The following is a 21,392-nucleotide window of genomic DNA, read 5'->3' as shown; positions in this document are numbered from 1 at the left end:
TGCCCGCGCGCATATTCCAATCCCGCGATCAGCGACCCCGCCATTGGACATTCCCGTCACTTGTCCGGCTACGTGTCCACCCACCGACGAAGACAGCATGACCCAGATACAGTCCACCGCTCACCATGCCGCCTTCCTGGCCGATGCGATGGAAGCGGGGCCCGTCGTCTACGCCGCGCCCGACGAGGCTTCGGCAATGGCCACCGCAGAGCTGCTCCGCCAGTGCGCGCCGGATGCGACGGTCGTCCACGTGCCAGCCACCGATGCGCTGCCGGGAGAGGATGCACCGGCCTCGGCAGTCAATATCGGCCAGAGAGTCGCCGCCCTGCGCCAAGTTGGCGTCGCAATGGGCGAAAAGGCTGAGCGGATCGCGCTCGTCACCAGCGGCGAGGCGTTGGCCTATGCTTACGCGCCGCCTGGGCAGTACATCGCTGCGCCGCCCGAGGTCGCGGTGGGAGCCAGGATCGATCTTGAGGCGCTTGCCGAGGAACTCGAACAGATCGGCTACCGCTCGGACGAGCGGGTCGACGAGCCCGGCGAATTCGGCCTCCACGGGCAGGTCCTCGACGTCTTTCCGGTCGACGCGCAGCGGCCGGTCAGGGTCGAGACCTCGAAGGGCGCGGTCGTGGCCATCCGCTCCTATGATGCGATCGACCAGTTGACCCTCGCCGACCTCGACAGCTGCCTTATCGGCCGCGCCGCCGAGCCGGAACCGGGCAGCGAGCCTGTACCGCTGACGGCGCATCTGCCCACCGCGCAGCTCACCATCACCCCCGCTGCCGACAAGGCGCGGCGAGCTATGCTGCGGCTTGTCGCGGACGCCGGCCTGTCGCCCGCGCAAGGCGTCGGCTTGGCGACGGTATCGGAAAAGGACTGGAAAACGGCGCGCGAGGCGATGACAGCGCTGCCTATCGACCCGCCGCAGGAGATCGCGCCGCGGTTCGTCGAGGACGACGAGCCGGCTATGTCGGCGCAGGCTTTCGTAGCCGCACAGCGCGCGGCCGGACGCCGCGTCCTCGTCCTCGCCGGCCAGCGCGACCTGCGCTTCCTGCAGCGCCAGATGCCGGAACCGGGAAAGGTTGAGATCTTCGCGACGTGGGCGGAGGCAAGGGCGAGCGATGCCCCCTTCGGCGCGCTCGCCGTCTGCGCCGATCGGGGGTTCGTGACGGATCGACTGTGCATCATCGCCGGCGCCGACCTACTTGGTGGCCGCGCCCAGCGCCGCGGCGACAGCGTGTCCGCCGTCAGCTCGGCATGCCTCTTCGCGCTTTCCGACATTCACTTGGGCGACGTGGTGGTGCACGAAGAGCACGGCCTTGCGCTGGTGAGCGGGATCGTCCCAATGCCGTCAGCCGGTGACGGCGAAGCTGGCGATGCACTGCAGCTGACCTTTGCGAAGGATACGGTCCGGCTGGTCCCCGTCGCCGAGCTCGACCGGATCTGGCGCTACGGCGCCGAACCCGAGGCGGTGACGCTCGATACCCTGAATGGCACCTCGTGGACCCGGCGACGCGCGAAAATCGAGGCGGCGATGGCGCAGACCGCCCAGCAGCTTGTGGCAATGGCGGCCGAGCGCGCCGGACGGGAGGCACCGGTGCTGGATCCTCCGGTCGATGCCTACGAACGCTTTTGCGCCGGGTTTGCTTTCAGCGAGACGGCAGATCAGTTGCGCGCGATCGAGGCCGTGCGCGACGATCTGGCGAGCGGCCGGCCAATGGACCGGCTGGTGGTCGGCGACGTGGGATATGGCAAGACCGAGATCGCCCTGCGCGCCGCCGTTATCGCTGCGCTGAGCGGACACCAGGTAGCCGTGGCTGCGCCCACCAGCGTGCTCGCGCGTCAGCATTACGAGACCTTCCGCCAGCGTTTTGCCGACAGCGGCGTCGATGTCGCCATGCTCTCGCGCCTGACGACGCCAGCGGAGGCGAAGCGGGTGAAAGAGGGGCTAGCCGATGGCACGATCGCGGTGGTGGTCGGCACCGGCGCGGTGGCGGGCGCGGGAATGACCTACGCTAGCCTGGCATTGGTGGTGATCGACGAGGAGCAGCGGTTCGGATCGAAGGACAAGGACCGGCTGCGGGAATTGTCCGCCGGGCACAGCCTCAGCCTGTCCGCAACGCCCATCCCGCGATCGTTGCAGAGCGCGCTGATCGGTCTGCAGGACCTGTCGGTACTCGCCACTCCGCCGGCGCGCCGTCAGCCGATTGCCACGCGCATCGTGGAAAGCGACGACGCGCTGCTGCGTAGCGCCCTGCTGGGCGAAAAGGCGCGCAAGGGGCAGAGCTTCGTCGTTGTGCCCCGCATCGCCGATATCGACCCGCTGGCCAGGCGGCTGGCGAAGCTGGTGCCCGAGCTGTCCGTCATCACCGTGCACGGATGCATGAAGGCCGCCGAAATCGACGAAGCGATGGTCGGGTTCGCCACGGGGCAGGGCGACGTGCTTCTGGCGACCAATATCATCGAGGCCGGGCTGGACGTGCCGCGCGCCAACACCATGATTGTGCTCGACGCGGATCGGTTCGGTCTGTCGCAGTTGCATCAGCTGCGCGGCCGTGTGGGGCGCGGCCGGCGGCGGGGGACGATCGTGCTGATGACCGACCCGGGGCGCGAACTGGCGCCGCATACCGTCAAGCGGCTCGGCACGCTCGCGGCCTTCGATACGCTGGGGGCGGGCTTTGCCATCAGCGCCCGCGATCTCGACCTGCGCGGATCGGGCGACCTCGCCGGCGACGACCAGACCGGACACATGAAACTGATCGGCGGCGACCTTTATCAGTTCCTGCTCGAACAGGCAGTGCGCACCGCGCGCGGTGAAGCGGTGCCCGAACGCTGGACGCCGCGGCTCAACGCCGGGATCGAGGGCTCACTGCCCGCCGAATGGGTGGGGGAAGACGACATCCGCATCGGCCTCTATGCCCGGGCCGCGCGCATCGCGAGCCAAGGCGAGTTGCGCGCGTTCACGAGCGAATTGCGCGATCGCTTTGGCCGCCTCCCAGCGAAAGCGAGGTTGTTCGTGCGGATGGTACAGGTGCGGCTGCTGGCCAAGCGCGCGGGGATCGCCCGCATCGATGCCGGACCCGGCGCCATCGCGCTGAACCCGCGGCCCGGCAAGGACATCACCAGCAGCACGCTTCTCGCGAAACAGGATCGCCTGATCCTGAACGAAAAGATCGCCGATCCCGACGATCGACTGAAGCGCACGCAACAACTCCTCCGCGAACTTTAACCGGATGTTTTTTGGGTTGGTCCTGATCCGATCCGAACGCGAAATTTGTGCAGTGCAGCGGAACTTTGTGTTCATCTCGGCGTAAGCCTATTTGATTGGAGTCGATGGAATGTTTTTTGGGCAAAGCAACAGTCCGCCAAAGAACGAACTTCTCAACGTCATCACTCTTAAGTCGCGCAAGCGCGCCTTTCGCGTCGCCCTGGTCAGCACGTATCCTCCCCGCAAATGCGGCTTGGCGACGTTTGCGTCCGACGTTGTGGAATACGTGGGTGGGTCGCAGGAAAATGTACGGTTCGACGTCTGGGCAATGTCCAGGCCAACCGACCAATTGGCGCCCTCTGCTGCCGGTTCCATCATTTCTGACGATGTCGCCAGCTACCGGTCGGCCGCCGCGGAGATAAATGCGACCGCTGCCGACGCGTTCTGGCTGCAGCACGAATTCGGCATCTTCGGCGGACCGGACGGCGAGTTGGTTATCGAACTCGTCGACAGGGTCGCTGCCCCGTTGATCGTGACATTTCACACCATTCTTGAAAATCCGTCCGTCAACCAGCGCCGCATCGTTGATTATCTCGTGCGCCGTGCCTCGCGCATCATGGTCATGAGCCCCTTGTCCCGTCAGCGGCTTATCGACAACCATTCCGCTCCCCAGGAGATCGTCGAGGTCATCGAGCACGGGGCGCCCGATCGTCCTTTCGGCCGCGAGGAGGAATTCAAGGCCGCGCTGGGCGTGGCGGATCGCCCGGTCCTGACGACTTTCGGCCTGCTCGGACCCGGCAAAGGCCTGGAGACCGTGATCGAGGCGCTGCCGGCGATCGTGCGCGCCCATCCCGATGTCTGCTACCGGATCGTCGGCGCGACGCATCCCAACCTCGTCGACGAAGAGGGCGAGCGGTACCGCGAAGGCCTCGAACAGCTGGCGACCCGGTTGGGCGTGGCCAGTGCGATCGAGTGGGACAATCGCTACCTGGAAACGGACGAGTTGCTCGATCAGCTTGAGGCGTGCGACGTCTATCTCACGCCTTATCCCAATCTCGACCAGTCGACGAGCGGCACGCTCAGCTATGCCGTAGCGTTAGGGAAAGCCGTGGTTTCCACGCCCTATGTGCATGCCAGGGAACTGCTTGGCGATGGAGTGGGCGTCCTGGTGCCGGCGAAATCGTCGGAGGCCATCGCCGATGCGGTGAGCGCCTTGCTTGATGACCCCGAAGTGCTCGCGGCGCAGAAACGCGCAGCCTGGGAGCGCGGGCGGCAGACGATCTGGCCGCGCTTTGCCGATGCGGTGATGAAGATGGTCGAGCGCACCGTCGCCGACCCCGCCGCGCCGCCCGCGCGCCGGGAGCCGAGCTTCGAGGCGGTCCGCCGCATGAGCGATTCGACCGGCATGTTCCAGCACGCGATCGGTGCCATTCCCGATCGCCGGCATGGATACTGCCTCGACGATAATGTCCGCGCCCTGATGCTCGCGAACGTAACCTCGGCGATGTCGCCTGCCGAAAGCCTGGACCGCGCGACGGTCTACGCATCGTTCATCCAGCACGCCTGGAACCCCGATGTGGGCGCCTTCCGCAACTTTATGCGCTTCGATCGAGGCTGGTGCGAGGATCGCGGATCGGACGATTCCAACGGTCGCACGATCTGGGCGCTGGCGCGGACGGCTCTCGACAGCCCGAGCCGCGAGCTGCGCGAATGGGCCACGCGGCTCTATGACCAGGTTTTGGAGCATTCGGTCGAACTCGATAGCCCGCGCGCGCTGTCGTTCATCACGCTTGGCGCCGCGGCCATGCTGGGTGTGCGGCCCGGGCACGACCCCTCGCGTATCGCCGTGGAGCGCGGCGGCGACATTCTCGAGCGGCTTCTCCACGCCTCGCGCCGGCCGGACTGGAAGTGGTTCGAGAGCGTCCTGGCCTACGACAACCCGCGCATGCCGCAGGCGCTGATCGCCGCCGGCGAGGTGCTCGAACGCCCTGACTGGATGGAGCTCGGCCTGGAGACGCTGGCATGGATCTGCGATCGTCAGACCGCGCCGGGCGGGCATTTCCGGCCGATCGGCTCTGAAGGGTTTGGTTTACTCTACGAGCAGATGCCGTTCGACCAGCAACCGCTGGAGGCGCAGGCCGCTCTCGATGCCTGTGCCTCAGCGTTCCGCGTACGCCCGTCGCAGCGGTGGCAAATACACGGAACTGCCGCCTGGAACTGGTTCTTCGGGGCCAACGATCGCGGGGTCGTCTTGGCGGATCCCGTTAGCGGTCTTTGCCGCGACGGAATCAATCCACGCGGGGCAAACCTGAATTGCGGTGCAGAAAGTATCCTCGCGTTTCAACTCGGCTATCATTCCATGCTAGCGCTGCTGCCCAAGGATAAGAAGGATTCGGGGAAGCCGTTTGGAAACCAGAAACAAAACGGCTCGCGGCCCCTTGCATATTCATGACCTGCGGTTGCATGCAGACCCATCTCGTGTCGTCTTGCGGCCCTTCCATCTCGGGTGGCAGGCGCGCAACGCCGAGGGCAGCCGCGCGATGCGACTGGTCCGCGATGTCGCCAGGCTGAGCGAGGCGGAGGTCGACGCCGAATATCGAAAGGTACTGGCCGATTTCGGGGAGCGTCACTGGCAGACCGAGGCGATGTTCGCCGAGCGCTGGGATGAAGTCGAACGCTCGCTGGAACTGAAAGGCGAAGAGTATTCCCCGACCCGCGAAAAGCTGATCGGCGCCTATTTTTGCCACGAATACACTTATGCGGCGGCGGCACTGATGAACCCGTCGATCGTCCCGCACCACGACCAGAGCGGTTGTGCGGGCGGCGCGGTGCGCTTCGTCATGTCGCTGCGCGCAGTTGGTGAGGGCCATATCAGCTCGATCGTTTTTCGCGAAGGAATCGCGTTCCCGGACGGCCGGATCGACCTGTGGCCCCAGAACGCCTTTGGCACCTCGGTGCAGCTCGACGATTCCACCCTGTCCGACAGCGACCTTGGGGTGACGGTTCACCGCCATCCCGACAGCAGCCTGTCCAACACCGTCATCTTCCCCATCACCGAGCAGCAGCGCAACGGGCTGGAGGATCTGCGGCTGGTGCGCTTCGAGCACGCGCCCGGCGAACACGAATGGATCGGCACCTATACCGCCTATTCGGGTTCGACGATCCGCTCGGAACTCCTACGTACGACGGACTTCCGCCGCTTCCTGCTCGAACCGATCCAAGGGCGGGCCGGTCGCAACAAGGGCATGGCGCTGTTTCCATGCAAGGTCGGCGGATACTACGCGATGATCGGCCGGCAGGACGGCAAGAATCTCTATCTGCTGCGCAGCCGCCGCATCGATCGCTGGGACAGCGAAGGCGTGTTGCTCATGCAGCCCAAATACCCTTGGGAATTCATCCAGATCGGCAACTGCGGCAGCCCGATCCTGACCGACCACGGCTGGCTGCTGTTCACCCACGGCGTCGGCGCCATGCGCAAATATGCTCTGGGCTGCGCCCTCCTCGACAGGGACGACCCGTCCAAGCTCCTCGCCCGCACAGCGCAGCCCGTGCTGACCGCGGAGAACGCGGACCGGTCCGGTTACGTGCCGAACGTTGTCTATACCTGCGGGGCCATGCGCGTGGGCGAGCAGCTGATCATTCCCTACGGCATTTCCGACAGCTCCGTCGGCTTTGCGAACGTGGCTATCGACGATCTGGTCAAGACGATGAGCTGATAGGCGTGGGCTGCCAATCCGCACAGCCGCGCGACGAGCCAGCCCGCTCGCTTACTGTAAGAACGAGCCTCATCGGGAGCATGTCATGAACGTCGGTGAACTGATGGCCGAAAGCGAAGTCGCTTTCGGCACGAGCGGTGCCCGCGGAACCGTTGCCGCGATGACCGACCGGGTTTGTCATGGTTATACCGTGGGTTTCCTCAGATATCTCGCCTCCATCGGTGAATTTAGCCCGGGCGACAGGGTTGCGCTGTCAGGAGACCTGCGCCCCTCCACGCCCTGGATCCTCGCGGCCTGTGCCGCCGCCGTCGAGGACATGGGCGGCCACCCCGTCTACTGCGGATTGCAGCCGACGCCGACGCTGGCTGTTTACGCCTTTTCCGAGGGTATCCCCTCGCTGATGGTCACCGGCAGTCACATCCCCGCGGATTGCAACGGCATAAAGTTCTACCGCCCACACGGCGAACTGCTGAAGAGCGACGAGGCGCCCATGATGGCCCAGTCGGTGGAGGTCGCCGGGCGATCGTTCGCCGACGGCGCGCTGGCTGCTCCAGCCGCGCTGCCGGACCAGCCAGCGGAAATCGGACCCGCCTATGTCGCCCGCTATGTAGCGGCGTTCGGCTCCGGCGCACTCGAGGGAAAGCGGATCGGCGTCTACCAACACTCGGCGGTCGGCCGCGAAATCGTAGTGGATATCCTCGAAGCGCTCGGCGCTGACGTAACGCCGCTTGGGCGTTCCCTGCAATTCGTTCCGGTCGATACGGAGGCCATCCGCGAAGAGGACGTGGCCCTAGCCCGAGCATGGGCTGCCGAGCACGGGTTCGATGCGATCGTCTCGACCGACGGTGATTCGGATCGCCCCCTGCTTGCGGATGAGAGCGGCGAATGGCTGCGCGGCGACGTTCTCGGCGTCATCTGTGCCCGGCATCTGGGCGCGGATCGGGTGGTGACGCCCGTATCCAGCAACACCATGCTCGAAATGTCCGGCGCTTTCCCCGTCACCACGCGTACGCGGATCGGTTCCCCTTACGTCATTGCCGAGATGCAGACGCAGATCGCGAGCGGGGGCAAGCGCGTCTGCGGATACGAGGCCAACGGCGGATTCCTGCTCGGCAGTGACATCACTTTGGGCGAGGGGCCGCTGCGGGCATTGCCGACGCGGGACGCGGTCCTGCCCGTGGTCGCGGCTTTGGTCGAAGCCGGTGACAATCCGCTTTCCGACCTCGTCGCCGCCTTGCCGCGGCGAGTTACCTACAGCGACCGCATAGCGGGTATGGCCACGAGCGCGAGCTGGCAGTTCCTCGGGCAGCTGACCGCCGGAGACACGGCGCAAACCCTGACCGAGATCGAGCGGCACTTCGGCGATATCGCCGGCCAGCCCGCCGCCATTGACGAAACCGACGGCCTGCGCATCACGTTCACGTCGGGGGACATCATTCATTTCAGACCCTCAGGAAACGCCCCTGAACTTCGCTGCTACACCGAGGCGATTTCGTGGGAAGACGCCGTTGCCCTCAATACCGGCGCCCTCGCAAGGGTGCGCGCGATCGTCGCGGCAGGCCCTGCCTAGCGCCGCGTCCGGACAAGCTGGTAAAAAGAGCAAGGTCGTAAGCGTGGCCTAATCGGCAAGAGCACTGCGATGGAAGATGTACGCCGCCTCCATCCCGTATTGCGCGTGTCTAGATGGTGGCAACTTTCGAAATGGACACAGTGCGCTTGGTGGGAAAATTTCCGCCATGCTGCTGCGAGACCGGATCGAGCAGAGCGGCGTGACCATCGAACGGCCCTCGTCTTCGCTCGCGGATACGATCGTTTGCGCCGAGCCGGTGCGGTTGGAGCAGGTTATGGTGTTATGCTGCTGGTGCTGGGAACCTTCAGGGAAATGGCCCCGCTTATCCTCATCACCACGCCCATCTTCCTGCCGATCGCCACCGCGGTCGGGATGGACCCGGTGCATTTCGGCCTCATGCTGATGCTTGCACTGGGCATAGGCCTGCTGACGCCGCCGGTGGGATCGGTGCTATTCGTCAGATGCGCGGCGCAGGGCATCCCCATCGGCCAGGCGCTGAAGACGATCTGGCCGTTCTATCTGGCGCTGCTGGTGGCGCTGCTCTGCGTCATCGCGATCCCCGTCCTCTCGCTCTGGCTGCCGGCGGTCTTGGCCTAGGCGGCATCGCTTGCGGCCCGGTGCGCGATTTGCTCGCGCAGCCACGACAGGCCCGGGTCTTCCTGTCGCGTGGCATGGAACTGCATGATTTCCTCCATTGCGGGGATCGGGAAGGGCATGGGCATGACCTCCAGCGCGAGCCGGGGTGCCATGAACCGCGCCAGGCGTTCGTGCATTACGCACAGTCGGCTGGTGCCCGAGACCATGAAAGGCGCCTGCACGAACGAGGGCACGTGGACTTCGATGCGCCGTTCGATGCCGTGTGCTCGCAGCCATTCTTCGGCAAAGGTGTAGCGGCCCGAAATGCTGACGCCGACATGGCCTGCTCGCGCAAAGGTGGACGGATCGAGCGGGGAGGTCGCAAGCGGGCCATTAGCGCATGCCACCACGACGTGCTGTTCTTCGAAGATCGCCTCCAGCGGGTGGTCGGGATGGGCGAAGCCCCGCGGCGTAAGCAGCAGGTCCAGTTCGCCGTTGGCAAGCCGCACCTGGGATGCCGGGCCGGGCAGCGTGAATTCGAAGCTTACCGAGGGAGCCAACGTCTCGAGTTCCTGCAACAACGGGGTGAGCAGCACGGTGGTAATGTAGTCGGACGCAGCGATGCGGAAGCGCCGGTCGGACCGCTGCGGATCGAAGCGCCCCTTGCGCGCGATTAGGGAGCGCAGCTCGGAAATCTTAGCGGCGATGTCGGGATGCATGGCCATGGCAAAGGGCGTGGGGATCATCCGCTTGCCATGCTGGGTGAGGATATCGTCCTGAAAGCTCTCCCGCAGGCGCTTGAGCGAGGCGCTCATGGCGGATTGCGTCACGCTCAGCCGTTCGGCTGCGCGCGTGACGTTCCGCTCCTGCAAAAGCACGTCGAAGGCCACCAACAGGTTAAGATCGAAGCTGTCGAGCCGCATCAATCATCAGTAGCATTGATGATCTGTGACAAAAACAAAAAGTTGGACTGCTTTTCTATCCCTTGCGAATTTGTGCGTGCAGCCGGGCACTATGTGATCGGCGCGGGAGAGAGAAACCATCATGTTCAAATCGTATTTGCGCGCGACCGCCGCGCTGGTCATTCTGACCCCCATTGGCGCTCATGCGCAGGATATGCCGGCGCCGCAGAGTTCCAGCGAGGAGCAGGAAGCCGAGGCCGGTCTCAACACCATCATCGTCACCGCCCAGCGCCGCGAGGAGACGTTGCAGGATGCGGCGATCCCGATCAACGCCGTCTCCGGCGAGGAACTGGTGCAGTCGGGCGTGAACGACGCGACGGCGCTCAACAAGGTCGCTCCCGCTCTCTACGTCGTTGCCGCGGGCGGTGCGAATGCCGGTTATTTCGTGCGCGGCGTCGGCAATTTCAGCAACAACGGATACACCAATCCCGCCGTCGCCTTCAATCTGGACGGCGTCTATATCGGCCGCCCCTCGTCGACCGTCGCCTCGTTCCTCGACGTCAACAGGGTCGAGGTGCTCAAGGGGCCGCAGGGCACGCTCTACGGGCGCAATGCCACGGGCGGCGCAGTCAACGTCATTCCTAATATCCCGCGCCTCGGCCAGTTCGGTGGAGAGTTCGCCGCGCAATACGGCAACTACGACGCCCTGCAGCTGACCGGCGCGCTCAACGTGCCGCTGGCCGATGGTCTCGCAACCCGCTTCGCCGCCGCCTACAGCCGGAACGACGGATACTATTCGGACGGCACGGAATCGACCGAGGACCTCGCCTTTCGCGGGCAGATCCTGGCGGAGCTTTCGGACGATGTGACACTGCGCCTGTCGGGCGACTACTCGACGCAGCAGGGCAGCGGACGCGGCCTCAACGTGCAGGGCGTCTACTCGTTCACACCCTTCAGTCCCAACGCGACGGCGGGCAATTTCACGTTTGTCCCGGCACCCGCCAACGTGACCGAACCCTTCACCGGCCTGTTCGCGCCCCAGACGCTGGACTTCATCCGCAACACGGCTGTCGGCGCACCGCTCTATTCGCCGCTGACCGACTACGCCTATCCGTTCCGCGACGACAGCTACTGGGGCATCAACGCCGAATTGAGTGCCGACCTTGGATTTGCCGAGCTGACCTTCATCCCGGCCTATCGCAAGTCGGTGCTCGACAACGGCTTCAACGGTGCGCCGTTCAAGGGCGCGCTGAACGACAACGTGGCCGAACAGACGAGCTTCGAGGCGCGGCTGACCGGCGATGTCGGCCCGGTCGAATGGCTGGTAGGCGGCTATTATTTCGACGAGAGCGTCGAAGGGCGCGATTCCTACAACCAGTTCGCGACGGTCTCGTTCAACGAATTCCAGACAGATACCCGCAGCCTCGCCGCCTTTGGCCGCCTCGTCTTCAGCGTGACGGACGACTTCCGCCTGGTCGGCGGCCTGCGTTATACCGACGAGAGGCGCGAGATCGATGCGCGTGTCGACAATCTGGCGGCCGTCTGTCTCAATCGTCCTTCCGCCTTCGGCCCGCCCAGCTGCCCGCTGGTACCGACGATTCCGGTCGGACTGACGGTGGCGGATTCGCTGGGCCAGCTCGATCCGGCGCTGTTCCGGGCGCGGCCCGTGTTCACCGGCGGTCCGATCGTGGGCACCTATCCTTACGGACCCATCGGTCCGCGCGGACCCTATGCCCTGATTATCGTGACCCCGACCGATATCGAGCGCACCTCCGGCGACGACGAGATTACCTACAGGCTCGCGGCAGAATACGACGTCACGCCCGACAACCTCGTCTACGCCAGCTTCGAGACGGGTTTTCGCGCGGGCGGTTTCAACATCACCTTCGGGCAGGAAGAGTATGCCCCGGAATACATCGACGCTTGGACGATCGGATCCAAGAACGAGTTCTTCGACAACCGGCTGCAGCTGAACCTCGAGGGGTTCTACTGGGACTACCGCGGCCAGCAGCTCGCCGCGCTCGGCGTGGACGGACGGGGCAACAACTCGTTCTACACCCGCAACGTGGGCGAATCGACGATCCTTGGCGCGGAGATGGACTTCCAGGCCCTTGTGACCGACACCACGCTGGTGCGCGGCGGGGTGCAGTATCTCGATGCCACCTACGACAGCTTCACCTACAACCAGGTCGACCTGTCGGCTGCCGGCGATCCGCCCAACTTCCTCACCCCGCTGACGGGCTGCGATTTCACCCAGGTGCTGACCCCGCGCCGCTCATTCGACATCGACTGTTCGGGCCGCCCTGCGCTCAACGCGCCGAAGTGGACGGTGAACCTCGGCGTGCAGCAGACCGTGCTGCTCGGCGGGTTCGAGCTGACGGGCAGCGTCGATGGGCGCTACCGCAGCAATCGCGTGGCCGGCTTCAACTACCTGCCGACCAGCGAGACGGGCGACGATCTCACCATCGATGCCGCGATCACGTTGCGCCCGGACCTCGGCGACTGGTACGTCACCGCCTTCGTGCGAAACCTGACCGATGAGTTCGTGCCCACGCTGTTGCAGGTGGGCGCGGGCAACGTGGCCGCAGGTGGGTACGAGCCGCCGCGCCGCTACGGCGTGCGGGTGGGATACGAGTTCTGATGGCTTTGCGCGTTTCCTGCGCGGCGCTGGCCATGGCGGCGATGTGGATGGCACCGCTATCCGCTCCTGCCTTGGCGCAGGATGCGGGCGAGGCTGCCGCCACGGTGCAATGGGTCACGCTGGGGACGAGGGGCGGCCCGGTCGCCAGCGATACCCGTTCCCAACCGGCGAACCTGCTGGTCGTCGATGGCATGAACTACCTTGTCGACGCGGGCGACGGCACGGCAGGCCAGCTGGCCAAGGCAGGCTTGCCGACCGCCGCGATTGCCGCGGTGTTCATCAGTCACCTGCATTTCGACCACACGGCGGGCCTTGCCGGACTGCTCGGCCTGCGCTGGCAGACCAATGCGCCGCGTCCGCTCGTCGTTTACGGCCCACCCGGAACGGAGGACATGGTCGAGGGACTGGTGGCGTCGATGGTGCCCGGAACGACGGCTGGCTACGGCGTGCCCGGCGCGACCGAGCGCAATCCCGCTGACGAGGTCCGCGTGGTCGAACTGCGCGACGGCGAGAGCGTGGCAGTGGGGGCCATGCGCGTTACCGTCCGCAACAACACGCACTACAGCTTCGCGGCCGAAAGCGGCCTTGCCGATCGGTTCGAGAGCCTGTCATTCCGCTTCGACACCCCGACACGCTCCATCGTCTACACCGGCGACACCGGGCCGAGCCCTGCGGTCGAGGACCTGGCGCGCGGTGCGGACCTGCTCGTTGCCGAGATGATGGACGTCGAGTTTACCGTGGCCGCGGTGCGCCGCAATTCGCCGAACCTGCCGCCGCACATTGCATCCGAGATGGAGAGCCACTTACGCGGCCATCACCTCGTCCCCGCCGATGTCGGCGCGATGGCATCGCGTGCGGGCGTAGGAGCGCTGGTCGTCACGCATTTCGTCGGACTGGAGCCGGGCGAGGACGGGCACCTGGCTTACTTGCGGACAATCGCCGAAAGCTATGACGGCCCGGCTGTCATTGCCGGCGATCTGGAAAGGTTCTGATAATGCGCGACCTCGACATCCTGGTAATCGGCGGAGGGATCGGCGGCTTGACCGCGGCCATCGCGCTGCGCCGCGACGGTCACAAGGTGACGGTGATCGAAAAGGATCCCAACTGGGCGGTCTACGGGGTCGGCATCATCCAGCAGGGCAACGTGCTGCGCGCCATGCAGCATCTGGACCTGCTCGACAATTACATGGATGCTGCCGTCGGCTTCGATTTCGTGGCCATCCACGCGCCCGACGGCACGCAGGTCGCCCGCGTGCCGAGCCCCAGGCTCGTCGAGGGCGCGCCCGCCAACGTCGGCATCGGCCGTCCCGCCCTGCACAAGGTCCTGGGCGAGCGGGCCATCGCGGCCGGTGCCGAGGTGCGGTTGGGCATCACGGCAGAGATGATCGAGGACACGGGCGAGGGCGTCGACGTGCGGTTCTCCGATGGCAGCGGGCAGTCCTTCGATATCGTCATCGGCGCCGACGGCGTCTATTCCGATACCCGCGGCAAGATCATGCCGGATGCGCCGAAACCCGAATACACCGGGCAGGCAGTCTGGCGCTACAACCTGCCGCGACCCGCCGATCTCGACGCTCTTCACGTTTACAACGGCCCGACCGGGATCGGGCTGGTGCCGATCAGCGAAGAGCTGATGTACATGTTCGTCACCACGCCCGAGCCCGGCAACCCGTGGTACGAAAAGCAGGGTCTCGCCAAGGCCATGCGTGACAAGCTGGCGGGCACCGCGCAACCGATCCGCGATCTCGCCGAAGGCATCACCGACGACGAAGGCGTGGTTTACCGCCCGCTGGAGGCGATCATGCTGCCCGGTCCTTGGCACGCCGGCCGCATCGTGCTGCTAGGCGATGCCGTGCACGCGACGACGCCGCACCTGGGGCAGGGTGCGGGAATGGCGATCGAGGACAGCATCGTCCTGGCTGAGGAATTGGCGCGGGCTGAAACGCCCGAAGAGGCCTTCGCCGCCTATCGCGATCGCCGCTTCGAACGCTGCCGCTTCATCGTCGAGAGCTCGCTTGCGATCTGCCACGGCCAGCTGGGCAAGGGCCCCCCGGTCGACAACCACAAGGCCACCGCGGAGATGTTCGCCGTCACCGCGCAGCCGATCTGATCCCTCCCTTCCAAGGAAAGATGACATGAGCCGAGTGACCGAAATCCGCTACGTCGGGTATGGCGTTCAAGACTTCGAGACGGAGCGCAAGTTCTACGCCGAGGACTGGGGCCTCGTCGAAGTCGATGCGCGCGACGACATGGCCTGGTTCAAGACCCACGGCCACGACGAGCATCACGTCGTGCGCATCCACAAGAGCGGGACGAACTGCGTGGAGGTAATCGCGTTGGCCGCCGACACCCGCGAGGATGTCGATGCGTTGCAGGCCAGGGTAGCCGAGGCCGGCTGCAGGATCGTTCACGAAGCGCGCCAACTCGATGCGCCGGGCGGCGGATACGGCTTCCGCTTCTTCTCGCCCGACGGCCTGCCTTTCGAGGTTTCCGCCGAGGTCGAGGTTCTGGACAAGCGCGCCATGCAGCGCTGGGAAGGCATGCCGGTCAAGATCAGCCACATCGTGCTGCATTCGCCCGACCATCATGCCACGGTGAAATTCTTCACCGACGTGCTGGGCTTCAAGGTCAGCGACTGGCTGGGCGACTTCATGTGCTTCCTGCGCTGCAACAGTGCGCACCACCGGCTGGCCATCCTGCCGGGGCCGCCGTGCCTCAACCACGTCGCCTTCGACATGCTGGGCGCGGACGACATGCTGCGCGGTGTCTCGCGCCTCAAGCAGCGGGAGATCGACATCTTGTGGGGCCCCGGTCGCCACACCGCGGGCGACAACACCTTCAGCTATTTCTGCACGCCCAACGGGTTCGCGGTGGAATACACCGCCGAGCTGGAGGACGTCGATTTCGACACGCACGAGCCGCAGGTGCACGAGCCTGGTCCCCGGGTAATGGACCAGTGGGGCATCGGCGTCGGCGGCCCGCAGACCATGCCCAAGCCCGCGCCCGACCCCTGCCTGTTCCAGCCGGCGGAGGCCTGACGCCGTGGCACTTTACTCTCCCTTCCCGAACTACATCTGGAACCTCTCGGTCGCCATCGCGATGGAGAGCGGAGGGCGCATCGGCGAGATCGTCGATATGTGCCAGCCCATCCTCGATGCGGCCGACAGCGGCGCCGACGCCGGAACGCCGCAGTTCATGCAGGCCTGGGCCGCGATGGGCCACAAGTTGCTCGAACTGGCGGGCGAGGACGAGGCGAAGGGCCGTGCCTTTTCCGCCTCCGACAAGCTGGAGCGCGCTGCGCTCTACCTGCTGGTGGCCGAACGGATGCAGGGCCACGGCAGCGAGGGCCGCAAGGAGACCTACGCGCTCGCCCGCGAGACTTTCGATCGCTCGACCGGGCTCGGCAGGCTGAACCGGGAGCGGGTCGAAATTCCGCTGGTTGCAGGCACGATGTCCGCCATCTTCACCCGCGCGCCGGGCGAGGGGGCCAGGCCGTGCGTCGTCTTCTGTAACGGCCTCGATAGCTGCAAGGAGATGCTCTACTGGACCGGCATGCCGGCTGCCCTCGCGCGGCGGGGCATCTCGACCCTCTGCGTCGACCAGCCCGGCACCGGCGAGGCGCTGCGCTTGCAAGGCTTGCCCGTCGATCCGCACGCGGAAAGCTGGGCCAGCAAGGCGGTAGACTGGCTGGAAAGCCGCGACGAGGTCGACGACGCCCGCATCGGCATGACCGGCATTTCCCTCGGCGGTCACTTCGCTCCCCGCGCAGTGGCCTACGAACCGCGCTTCGCCAGCGGTGCGGTGTGGGGCGCAAACCACAATTGGCGCGAGGTGCAGAACAAGCGCATGGAGCGCGAGGGCGAGAACCCCGTCCCCCACTACTGGCAGCACGTGCACTGGGCCTTCGGCGCTGAAGGGCAGGAGGATTTCCTGGCGAAGTCCGAGGAGATGAACCTTAACGGCCACATGGACCGCATCCGCGTGCCCTTCCTCGTCACCCACGGCGCGCACGACCGGCAGATCAGCCCGAAATACGCGCACGATCTCTACGACCAGCTCGTCAACTCACCGCGCCGCGAAAAGGTGATCTTCACCGAGCGCGAGGGGGGCGTGGAGCACGTCGGGGCGGACAACATGGCCTACGGGAGGGATCTGATAGCGGACTGGTTCGCCGAGACGCTGGGCGGCCATACCGCGTGACAGGTCTCGTCCTCCACTTCGCGCCGCAGACCTGCGCGCGCGTCGCGCTGGTGGCGTTGGAGGAAACGGGCGCGCCATTCGAGACACGGCTGGTGCGCTTCATGGCGGGGGATCACCGCGATCCCGCGTTTCTGGCGCGAAACCCGGCTGGAAAGGTGCCCCTGCTGGAAGTCGATGGCGAACCGCTGACGCAGAACGGCGCGATCCTGCCCTATCTCGCCCGGCGCTTTCCGGAGGCGCGGCTGCTGCCCTACACCGGGGACGCGCTGAACGATGCAAAGATCCAGTCCCGCCTCGCCTGGCTCGCGGCGGACCTTCACCCGCTCGTCACCCGCATCAGGATGCCGCACTTCTTCTGCGATCTCGATGGTGCGCCCGGCCGCGTCAGGGCGCTGGCCATGGAAGCGATGGCCTTTCAGCTTGCCGATGCCGAGCGCACGTTGCGCGGGCGGCCGTGGCTCATGGGACAGGACTGGTCGATCATCGATGCCTACCTGTCGTGGGTGTGGTTTCGCATCGCCGGCGCCGGTTTCGAGGTTGCGGCCTTTCCCGCTCTTGCAGATCATCACCACCGCGCCGATGCGCGCCCGTCGGCACAGCGCGCGCTGGCCATCGAGGCGGCGGCGCAGGACGAACTCGAGCGGGCGGGCTTCTCCGTCCCGCTCTCCTGAAGGAGAGGAATCGCCATGCCCCGCCGTTTCGTCGACTTGTCGATCACGCTGTGCAACGACGTGGTGAGCGACCCGCCCTTCATGCGGCCCGAGATCACCTACCAGAGTCACGCCGACACGGTGGAGGAGCTGAACACCTTCTTCCCCGGCGTCACCGAAAAGGACCTGCCCGATGGCGAAGGTTTTGCCGCGGCGGAATGGGTGACGCTGACGACGCACAACGGCACGCATCTCGATGCGCCTTGGCATTTCCATCCCACGCAGGACGGCGGCAAGCGGGCGTTGACGATCGACGAGATACCGCTGGAATGGTGCTTCCAGCCCGGGGTCAAGCTGGACTTTACCGCCATGCCCGACGGCTACGTCGTCACTGCCGACGACGTGGAGCGGGAATTGGCGCGCATCGGGCACGAGCTTCGCCCGCTCGACATCGTGCTGGTCAATACGGCAGCCGGCAAGGCGCTTGGCGATCCCGACTTCGTCAATCGCGGCTGCGGCATGGGCTACGAGGCGACCATGTACCTCACCAGCCGCGGCGTACGCGTGACGGGCACCGACGCCTGGAGCTGGGATGCGCCTTTCGCGCACACCGCGGCCAAGGTGGCCGAAACCGGTGACACCTCGCTTATCTGGGAAGGCCACAAGGCCGGGCGCGACATCGGGTATTGCCACCTCGAGAAGCTGCACAATCTCGAGGTTTTGCCGGGCAACGGGTTTACGGTCAGCTGCTTCCCCCACAAGATCAAGGGCGCGAGCGCGGGCTGGACCCGCGCTGTCGCCATCTTCGAGGACTAGACCATGCGGCTCGCCACCCTTCGAGACGGCACGCCCGACGGCCGCCTGATCGTGGTGTCGCCCGATGGCGAAAGCTACGCCGAGGCTCCGGCGCAGACATTGCAGGCCGCGCTGGATGACTGGGACAAGGTTGCCCCGCAACTGGGCGCCCTGACGCAGTTCCCGAACCGGTTGGATCGCTCGCGGCTGGCAGCCCCCATGCCGCGCGCATGGCAGTGGCTCGACGGATCGGCCTACACCGCGCACGGCGATCTGATGGACAAGGTCTTCGGGGTTACCAAGCCGAAGATCGATTTCCCGCTGATGTACCAAGGAGCCTCGGACAGGTTCTACGGCGCCAGCGACGACGTGCCCTTTCCCTCGGAGGATCTCGGCATCGATTTCGAAGGCGAGTTCGGCGTCATCGTCGATCACGTGCCCATGGGCACTGATGCCGGGGCGGCGATGGAGCGCATCCGGCTGGTGGTGCAGATCAACGACTGGTCGCTGCGGTCGCTGGCGGGGCCCGAGATGGCCACCGGCTTCGGCTGGGTCTGGGCCAAGCCGCATTGCAGCATGGCCCCCTTCGCCGTTACGCCGGACGAACTGGGCGGGGCATGGCGAAACGGCCGCGTCTGCCTCGATTTGCTGGTCGACTGGAACGGCGAGCGCTTCGGCGCGGCCAACGGGGAGCCGATGGCCTACGGTTTCCACGAACTGGTCGCCCGCGCCGCGCGCACGCGCCACCTGGTGGCCGGTACGATCATCGGCTCGGGCACCGTTTCCAACGCCGACTTTCGCGAGGTCGGCTCCTCCTGCATCGCCGAGCGGCGCGGCATCGAGATCGTCGACGAGGGCGCACCTAGGACCGAGTTTATGCGGTTCGGCGACACGGTCCGCATGGAGGCCGTCGCTGCGTCCGGCGAAAGCCCGTTCGGCGTCATAGAGCAGAGGGTAGTGCAAGCTTGAAAACCCGAGTCTGCATCATCGGCGCCGGCCCTGCCGGCCTTTTGCTCGGCCACCTGCTGCGTGCCGAGGGGGTGGAGTGCGTGGTGATCGAGCGGCAGACGCCCGATTACATCCTCGGCCGCATCCGTGCAGGCGTGCTGGAGGAGATCACCGTCTCGCTGATGGCGCGGCTGGGGCTCGATGCGCGGCTGAGGGCCGAGGGCCTGCCGCACGGCGGCTTCAACCTGGCCGACGGCGAGCGGCTGATCCGCATCGATATCGCCGACCTGACGGGCAAGCAGGTGGTGGTCTACGGCCAGACCGAGCTCACCCGCGACCTGATGGCGGCGCGCGAGGAGCGCGGGCTGGAGGTCGTGTACGAGGCCGCCGACGTGGCGCTGCACGACGTGGAGAGCGATGCGCCCTTCGTCACCTACACGAAAGACGGCACCGAGCACCGGGTGGACGCACGCTTCGTGGTCGGCTGCGACGGCTTCCACGGCCCCAGCCGCAAGGCCATCCCCGCTGGCGTGGCGAAGGAATACCTGCGCGAATACCCCTTCGGCTGGCTCGGCATCCTGGCCGACGTTCCGCCCTGCAACCACGAACTGATCTACGCCAACCACGAACGCGGCTTCGCGCTCGCCAGTATGCGCTCCGAGAGCCGCAGCCGCTACTACGTCGACGTGCCGCTCACCGACCGGGTGGAGGAATGGAGCGACGAGCGGCTATGGGACGAGCTGGCAATCCGTCTCGGCCCCGAGGCCGCCGCGCACATGACCCGCGGGCCTGCCATCGAAAAGAGCATCGCGCCGCTACGCAGCTACGTCTTCGCGCCCATGCGCCACGGCAGCCTGCTGCTGTGCGGCGATGCCGCGCACATCGTCCCGCCGACGGGGGCCAAGGGCCTGAATCTCGCCGCCAGCGACGTGCACTACGCCGCCGAGGCGCTGACCGGCTACTTCCGCCGCAACGATGCCGAGGCGATCGCCGCCTACTCCGACACCGCGCTCGCCCGGGTGTGGAAGTCCGAGCGGTTCAGTTGGTCGCTCACCCGGCTCATGCACCGCTTCCCCGAGGACGGGCCCTTCGAGCGCGCCATGCAGGTCGCCGAACTCGACTACATCGCCTCCAGCCGCGCAGCGCAAACCGCCATCGCCGAGAACTACGTCGGGCTGCCGGTGTAGGGAGGTCGCTTCCGGCTGGACCATCCGAGCAAGCTCCGCGGCGGCATCGCCCGACAGTCGCGCGCTCTTCGTCCACGCCGCGCGGCGCGGATGGAAGCGCGTGCCTTCGTGAAACCATAGGCGCGCTCGTTCGCTGTCCCCTGTAAAGGAGGCACGCAGGCACATGGCGGCACGCGCATACTGGCAGGGACAGATCAGGCTGGCGCTGGTCTCGATCCCGGTGGAAATCTACACCGCGACCAAGAGCGGCGCGAAGATCAGCTTCAACCAGATCCACGAACCCAGCGGCAAGCGCATCGCCTACGAGAAGGTGGTGCCCGGCCTCGGCCCGGTCGACCGGGACGAGATCATCAAGGGCTACGAGATTTCCAAGGGGGAGTACGTCCTGCTCGAGGACGAGGAGATCGAGGCGGTCAAGCTGGAGAGCAAGAAGACCCTCGAGCTCGTCCAGTTCGTCGACAGCGACGAGATCGACCCGCTTTACTACGAGAAGCCATACTACGTCGCGCCCAAGGACGAACTGGCGGAGGAAGCCTTCGTCGTGCTGCGCGAGGCGCTGCGCAAGGCCAGGAAGGTGGCGCTGGGCCAGTTGGCCGTGCGCGGCACGGAGAAGCTCGTCGCCATCAAACCCTGCGGCAAGGGCCTGCTGCTGGAGACGCTGCGTTATGCCGACGAGGTCCGCAAGGGCCAGTCGTTCTTCACCGAGATCGACGACGCCAAGCCGAAGAAGGAACTGCTCGACCTGGCCACCGCGTTGATCGAGCAGAAGAGCGCGCCCTTCGATGCCAGCGAGTTCGAGGACCGCTACGTCGATGCACTGCGCCGCCTGATCGACAAGAAGGCCAAGTCGAGGAGCAAGAAGGCCATCATCGAGGATGCGGGCGAACCGGCGGGTGGCGGCGGCAACGTCATCGACCTGATGGCGGCGCTGAAGAAGTCGGTCGGCGGCGAGGCCAAGCCGGCGGCCAAGACGACAAGTCGCCGCACGAAGAGCGCCTGACC

16 protein-coding genes are annotated in these 21,392 nt (G+C 66.0%); 15 read left to right on the top strand and 1 reads right to left on the bottom strand.

Features of this window, described 5'->3' with window-relative positions; translation table 11 throughout:
* Nucleotides 1–43 precede the first annotated feature (43 nt).
* The 5 genes from AAW00_RS06135 to AAW00_RS15380 all read left to right on the top strand — a co-directional run bounded on the left by AAW00_RS06135 (nt 44) and on the right by AAW00_RS15380 (nt 9,088).
* Nucleotides 44–3,226: a helicase-related protein gene (locus AAW00_RS06135; protein ID WP_241461645.1), complete on the top strand. Its 3,183-nt coding sequence runs from the start codon at nt 44–46 to the stop codon at nt 3,224–3,226.
* A gap of 109 nt (nt 3,227–3,335) precedes the next feature.
* On the top strand, nt 3,336–5,657 hold the full coding sequence (locus AAW00_RS06130; RefSeq protein ID WP_082124935.1) for a glycosyltransferase family 4 protein: 2,322 nt from the start codon (nt 3,336–3,338) through the stop codon (nt 5,655–5,657).
* Nucleotides 5,611–6,921: a glycoside hydrolase family 130 protein gene (locus tag AAW00_RS06125; protein WP_241461644.1), complete on the top strand. Its 1,311-nt coding sequence runs from the start codon at nt 5,611–5,613 to the stop codon at nt 6,919–6,921. Before AAW00_RS06130 ends, AAW00_RS06125 begins: the two co-directional genes overlap by 47 nt.
* Nucleotides 6,922–7,006: 85 nt before the next feature.
* Entirely contained in the window at nt 7,007–8,491 is a 1,485-nt protein-coding gene (locus AAW00_RS06120; protein WP_241461643.1) for a phosphomannomutase, read from the top strand.
* Nucleotides 8,492–8,773: 282 nt separating this feature from the next.
* The gene (locus tag AAW00_RS15380; protein ID WP_047003333.1) at nt 8,774–9,088 is read left to right on the top strand and encodes a TRAP transporter large permease subunit; all 315 of its coding nucleotides are present in this window, start codon (nt 8,774–8,776) and stop codon (nt 9,086–9,088) included.
* On the opposite strand, the gene AAW00_RS06110 is transcribed toward AAW00_RS15380, so the two are convergent.
* A complete protein-coding gene (locus AAW00_RS06110; protein WP_047003332.1) occupies nt 9,085–9,990 on the bottom strand; it encodes a LysR family transcriptional regulator in 906 nt (301 codons plus the stop codon). The two genes, AAW00_RS15380 and AAW00_RS06110, sit on opposite strands and share 4 nt — an antisense overlap.
* 193 nt (nt 9,991–10,183) lie before the next feature.
* On the opposite strand from AAW00_RS06110, the gene AAW00_RS06105 reads away from it, so the two are divergent.
* The 10 genes from AAW00_RS06105 (at nt 10,184) to ku (ending at nt 21,390) form a co-directional block, all read left to right on the top strand.
* Nucleotides 10,184–12,610 carry a TonB-dependent receptor gene (locus AAW00_RS06105; protein WP_162199411.1) on the top strand — a complete coding sequence of 809 codons (2,427 nt, stop codon included), beginning with the start codon at nt 10,184–10,186 and terminating at the stop codon, nt 12,608–12,610.
* A complete protein-coding gene (locus tag AAW00_RS06100; protein WP_047003330.1) occupies nt 12,610–13,602 on the top strand; it encodes an MBL fold metallo-hydrolase in 993 nt (330 codons plus the stop codon). The genes AAW00_RS06105 and AAW00_RS06100 overlap by 1 nt, the downstream gene beginning before the upstream one ends.
* A 2-nt stretch (nt 13,603–13,604) precedes the next feature.
* Nucleotides 13,605–14,720 carry an FAD-dependent oxidoreductase gene (locus AAW00_RS06095; protein ID WP_047003329.1) on the top strand — a complete coding sequence of 372 codons (1,116 nt, stop codon included), beginning with the start codon at nt 13,605–13,607 and terminating at the stop codon, nt 14,718–14,720.
* 25 nt (nt 14,721–14,745) lie between these two features.
* Nucleotides 14,746–15,648 carry a VOC family protein gene (locus AAW00_RS06090; RefSeq protein WP_047003328.1) on the top strand — a complete coding sequence of 301 codons (903 nt, stop codon included), beginning with the start codon at nt 14,746–14,748 and terminating at the stop codon, nt 15,646–15,648.
* A 4-nt stretch (nt 15,649–15,652) separates the two neighbouring features.
* On the top strand, nt 15,653–16,810 hold the full coding sequence (locus tag AAW00_RS06085) for an alpha/beta hydrolase family protein (protein ID WP_047003327.1): 1,158 nt from the start codon (nt 15,653–15,655) through the stop codon (nt 16,808–16,810).
* Nucleotides 16,807–17,481: a glutathione S-transferase family protein gene (locus AAW00_RS06080; RefSeq protein WP_047003326.1), complete on the top strand. Its 675-nt coding sequence runs from the start codon at nt 16,807–16,809 to the stop codon at nt 17,479–17,481. The genes AAW00_RS06085 and AAW00_RS06080 overlap by 4 nt, the downstream gene beginning before the upstream one ends.
* A gap of 15 nt (nt 17,482–17,496) precedes the next feature.
* Nucleotides 17,497–18,276, top strand: coding sequence for a cyclase family protein (locus tag AAW00_RS06075; protein ID WP_047003325.1), 780 nt, complete (start codon nt 17,497–17,499; stop codon nt 18,274–18,276).
* Between the two features lie 3 nt (nt 18,277–18,279).
* Nucleotides 18,280–19,224 carry a fumarylacetoacetate hydrolase family protein gene (locus AAW00_RS06070; protein WP_047003324.1) on the top strand — a complete coding sequence of 315 codons (945 nt, stop codon included), beginning with the start codon at nt 18,280–18,282 and terminating at the stop codon, nt 19,222–19,224.
* A complete protein-coding gene (pobA, locus tag AAW00_RS06065) occupies nt 19,221–20,390 on the top strand; it encodes a 4-hydroxybenzoate 3-monooxygenase (RefSeq protein ID WP_047003323.1) in 1,170 nt (389 codons plus the stop codon). Before AAW00_RS06070 ends, pobA begins: the two co-directional genes overlap by 4 nt.
* A gap of 163 nt (nt 20,391–20,553) precedes the next feature.
* A complete protein-coding gene (gene ku, locus AAW00_RS06060) occupies nt 20,554–21,390 on the top strand; it encodes a non-homologous end joining protein Ku (RefSeq protein WP_047003322.1) in 837 nt (278 codons plus the stop codon).
* The last annotated feature ends 2 nt before the right edge of the window (nt 21,391–21,392 follow it).

This window comes from Aurantiacibacter luteus (assembly GCF_001010945.1).
Taxonomy (GTDB): Bacteria; Pseudomonadota; Alphaproteobacteria; order Sphingomonadales; family Sphingomonadaceae; genus Alteraurantiacibacter; species Alteraurantiacibacter luteus.
Note: the sequence above shows the minus strand (reverse complement) of the source record. Positions and strands in the feature narration are given on the sequence as shown.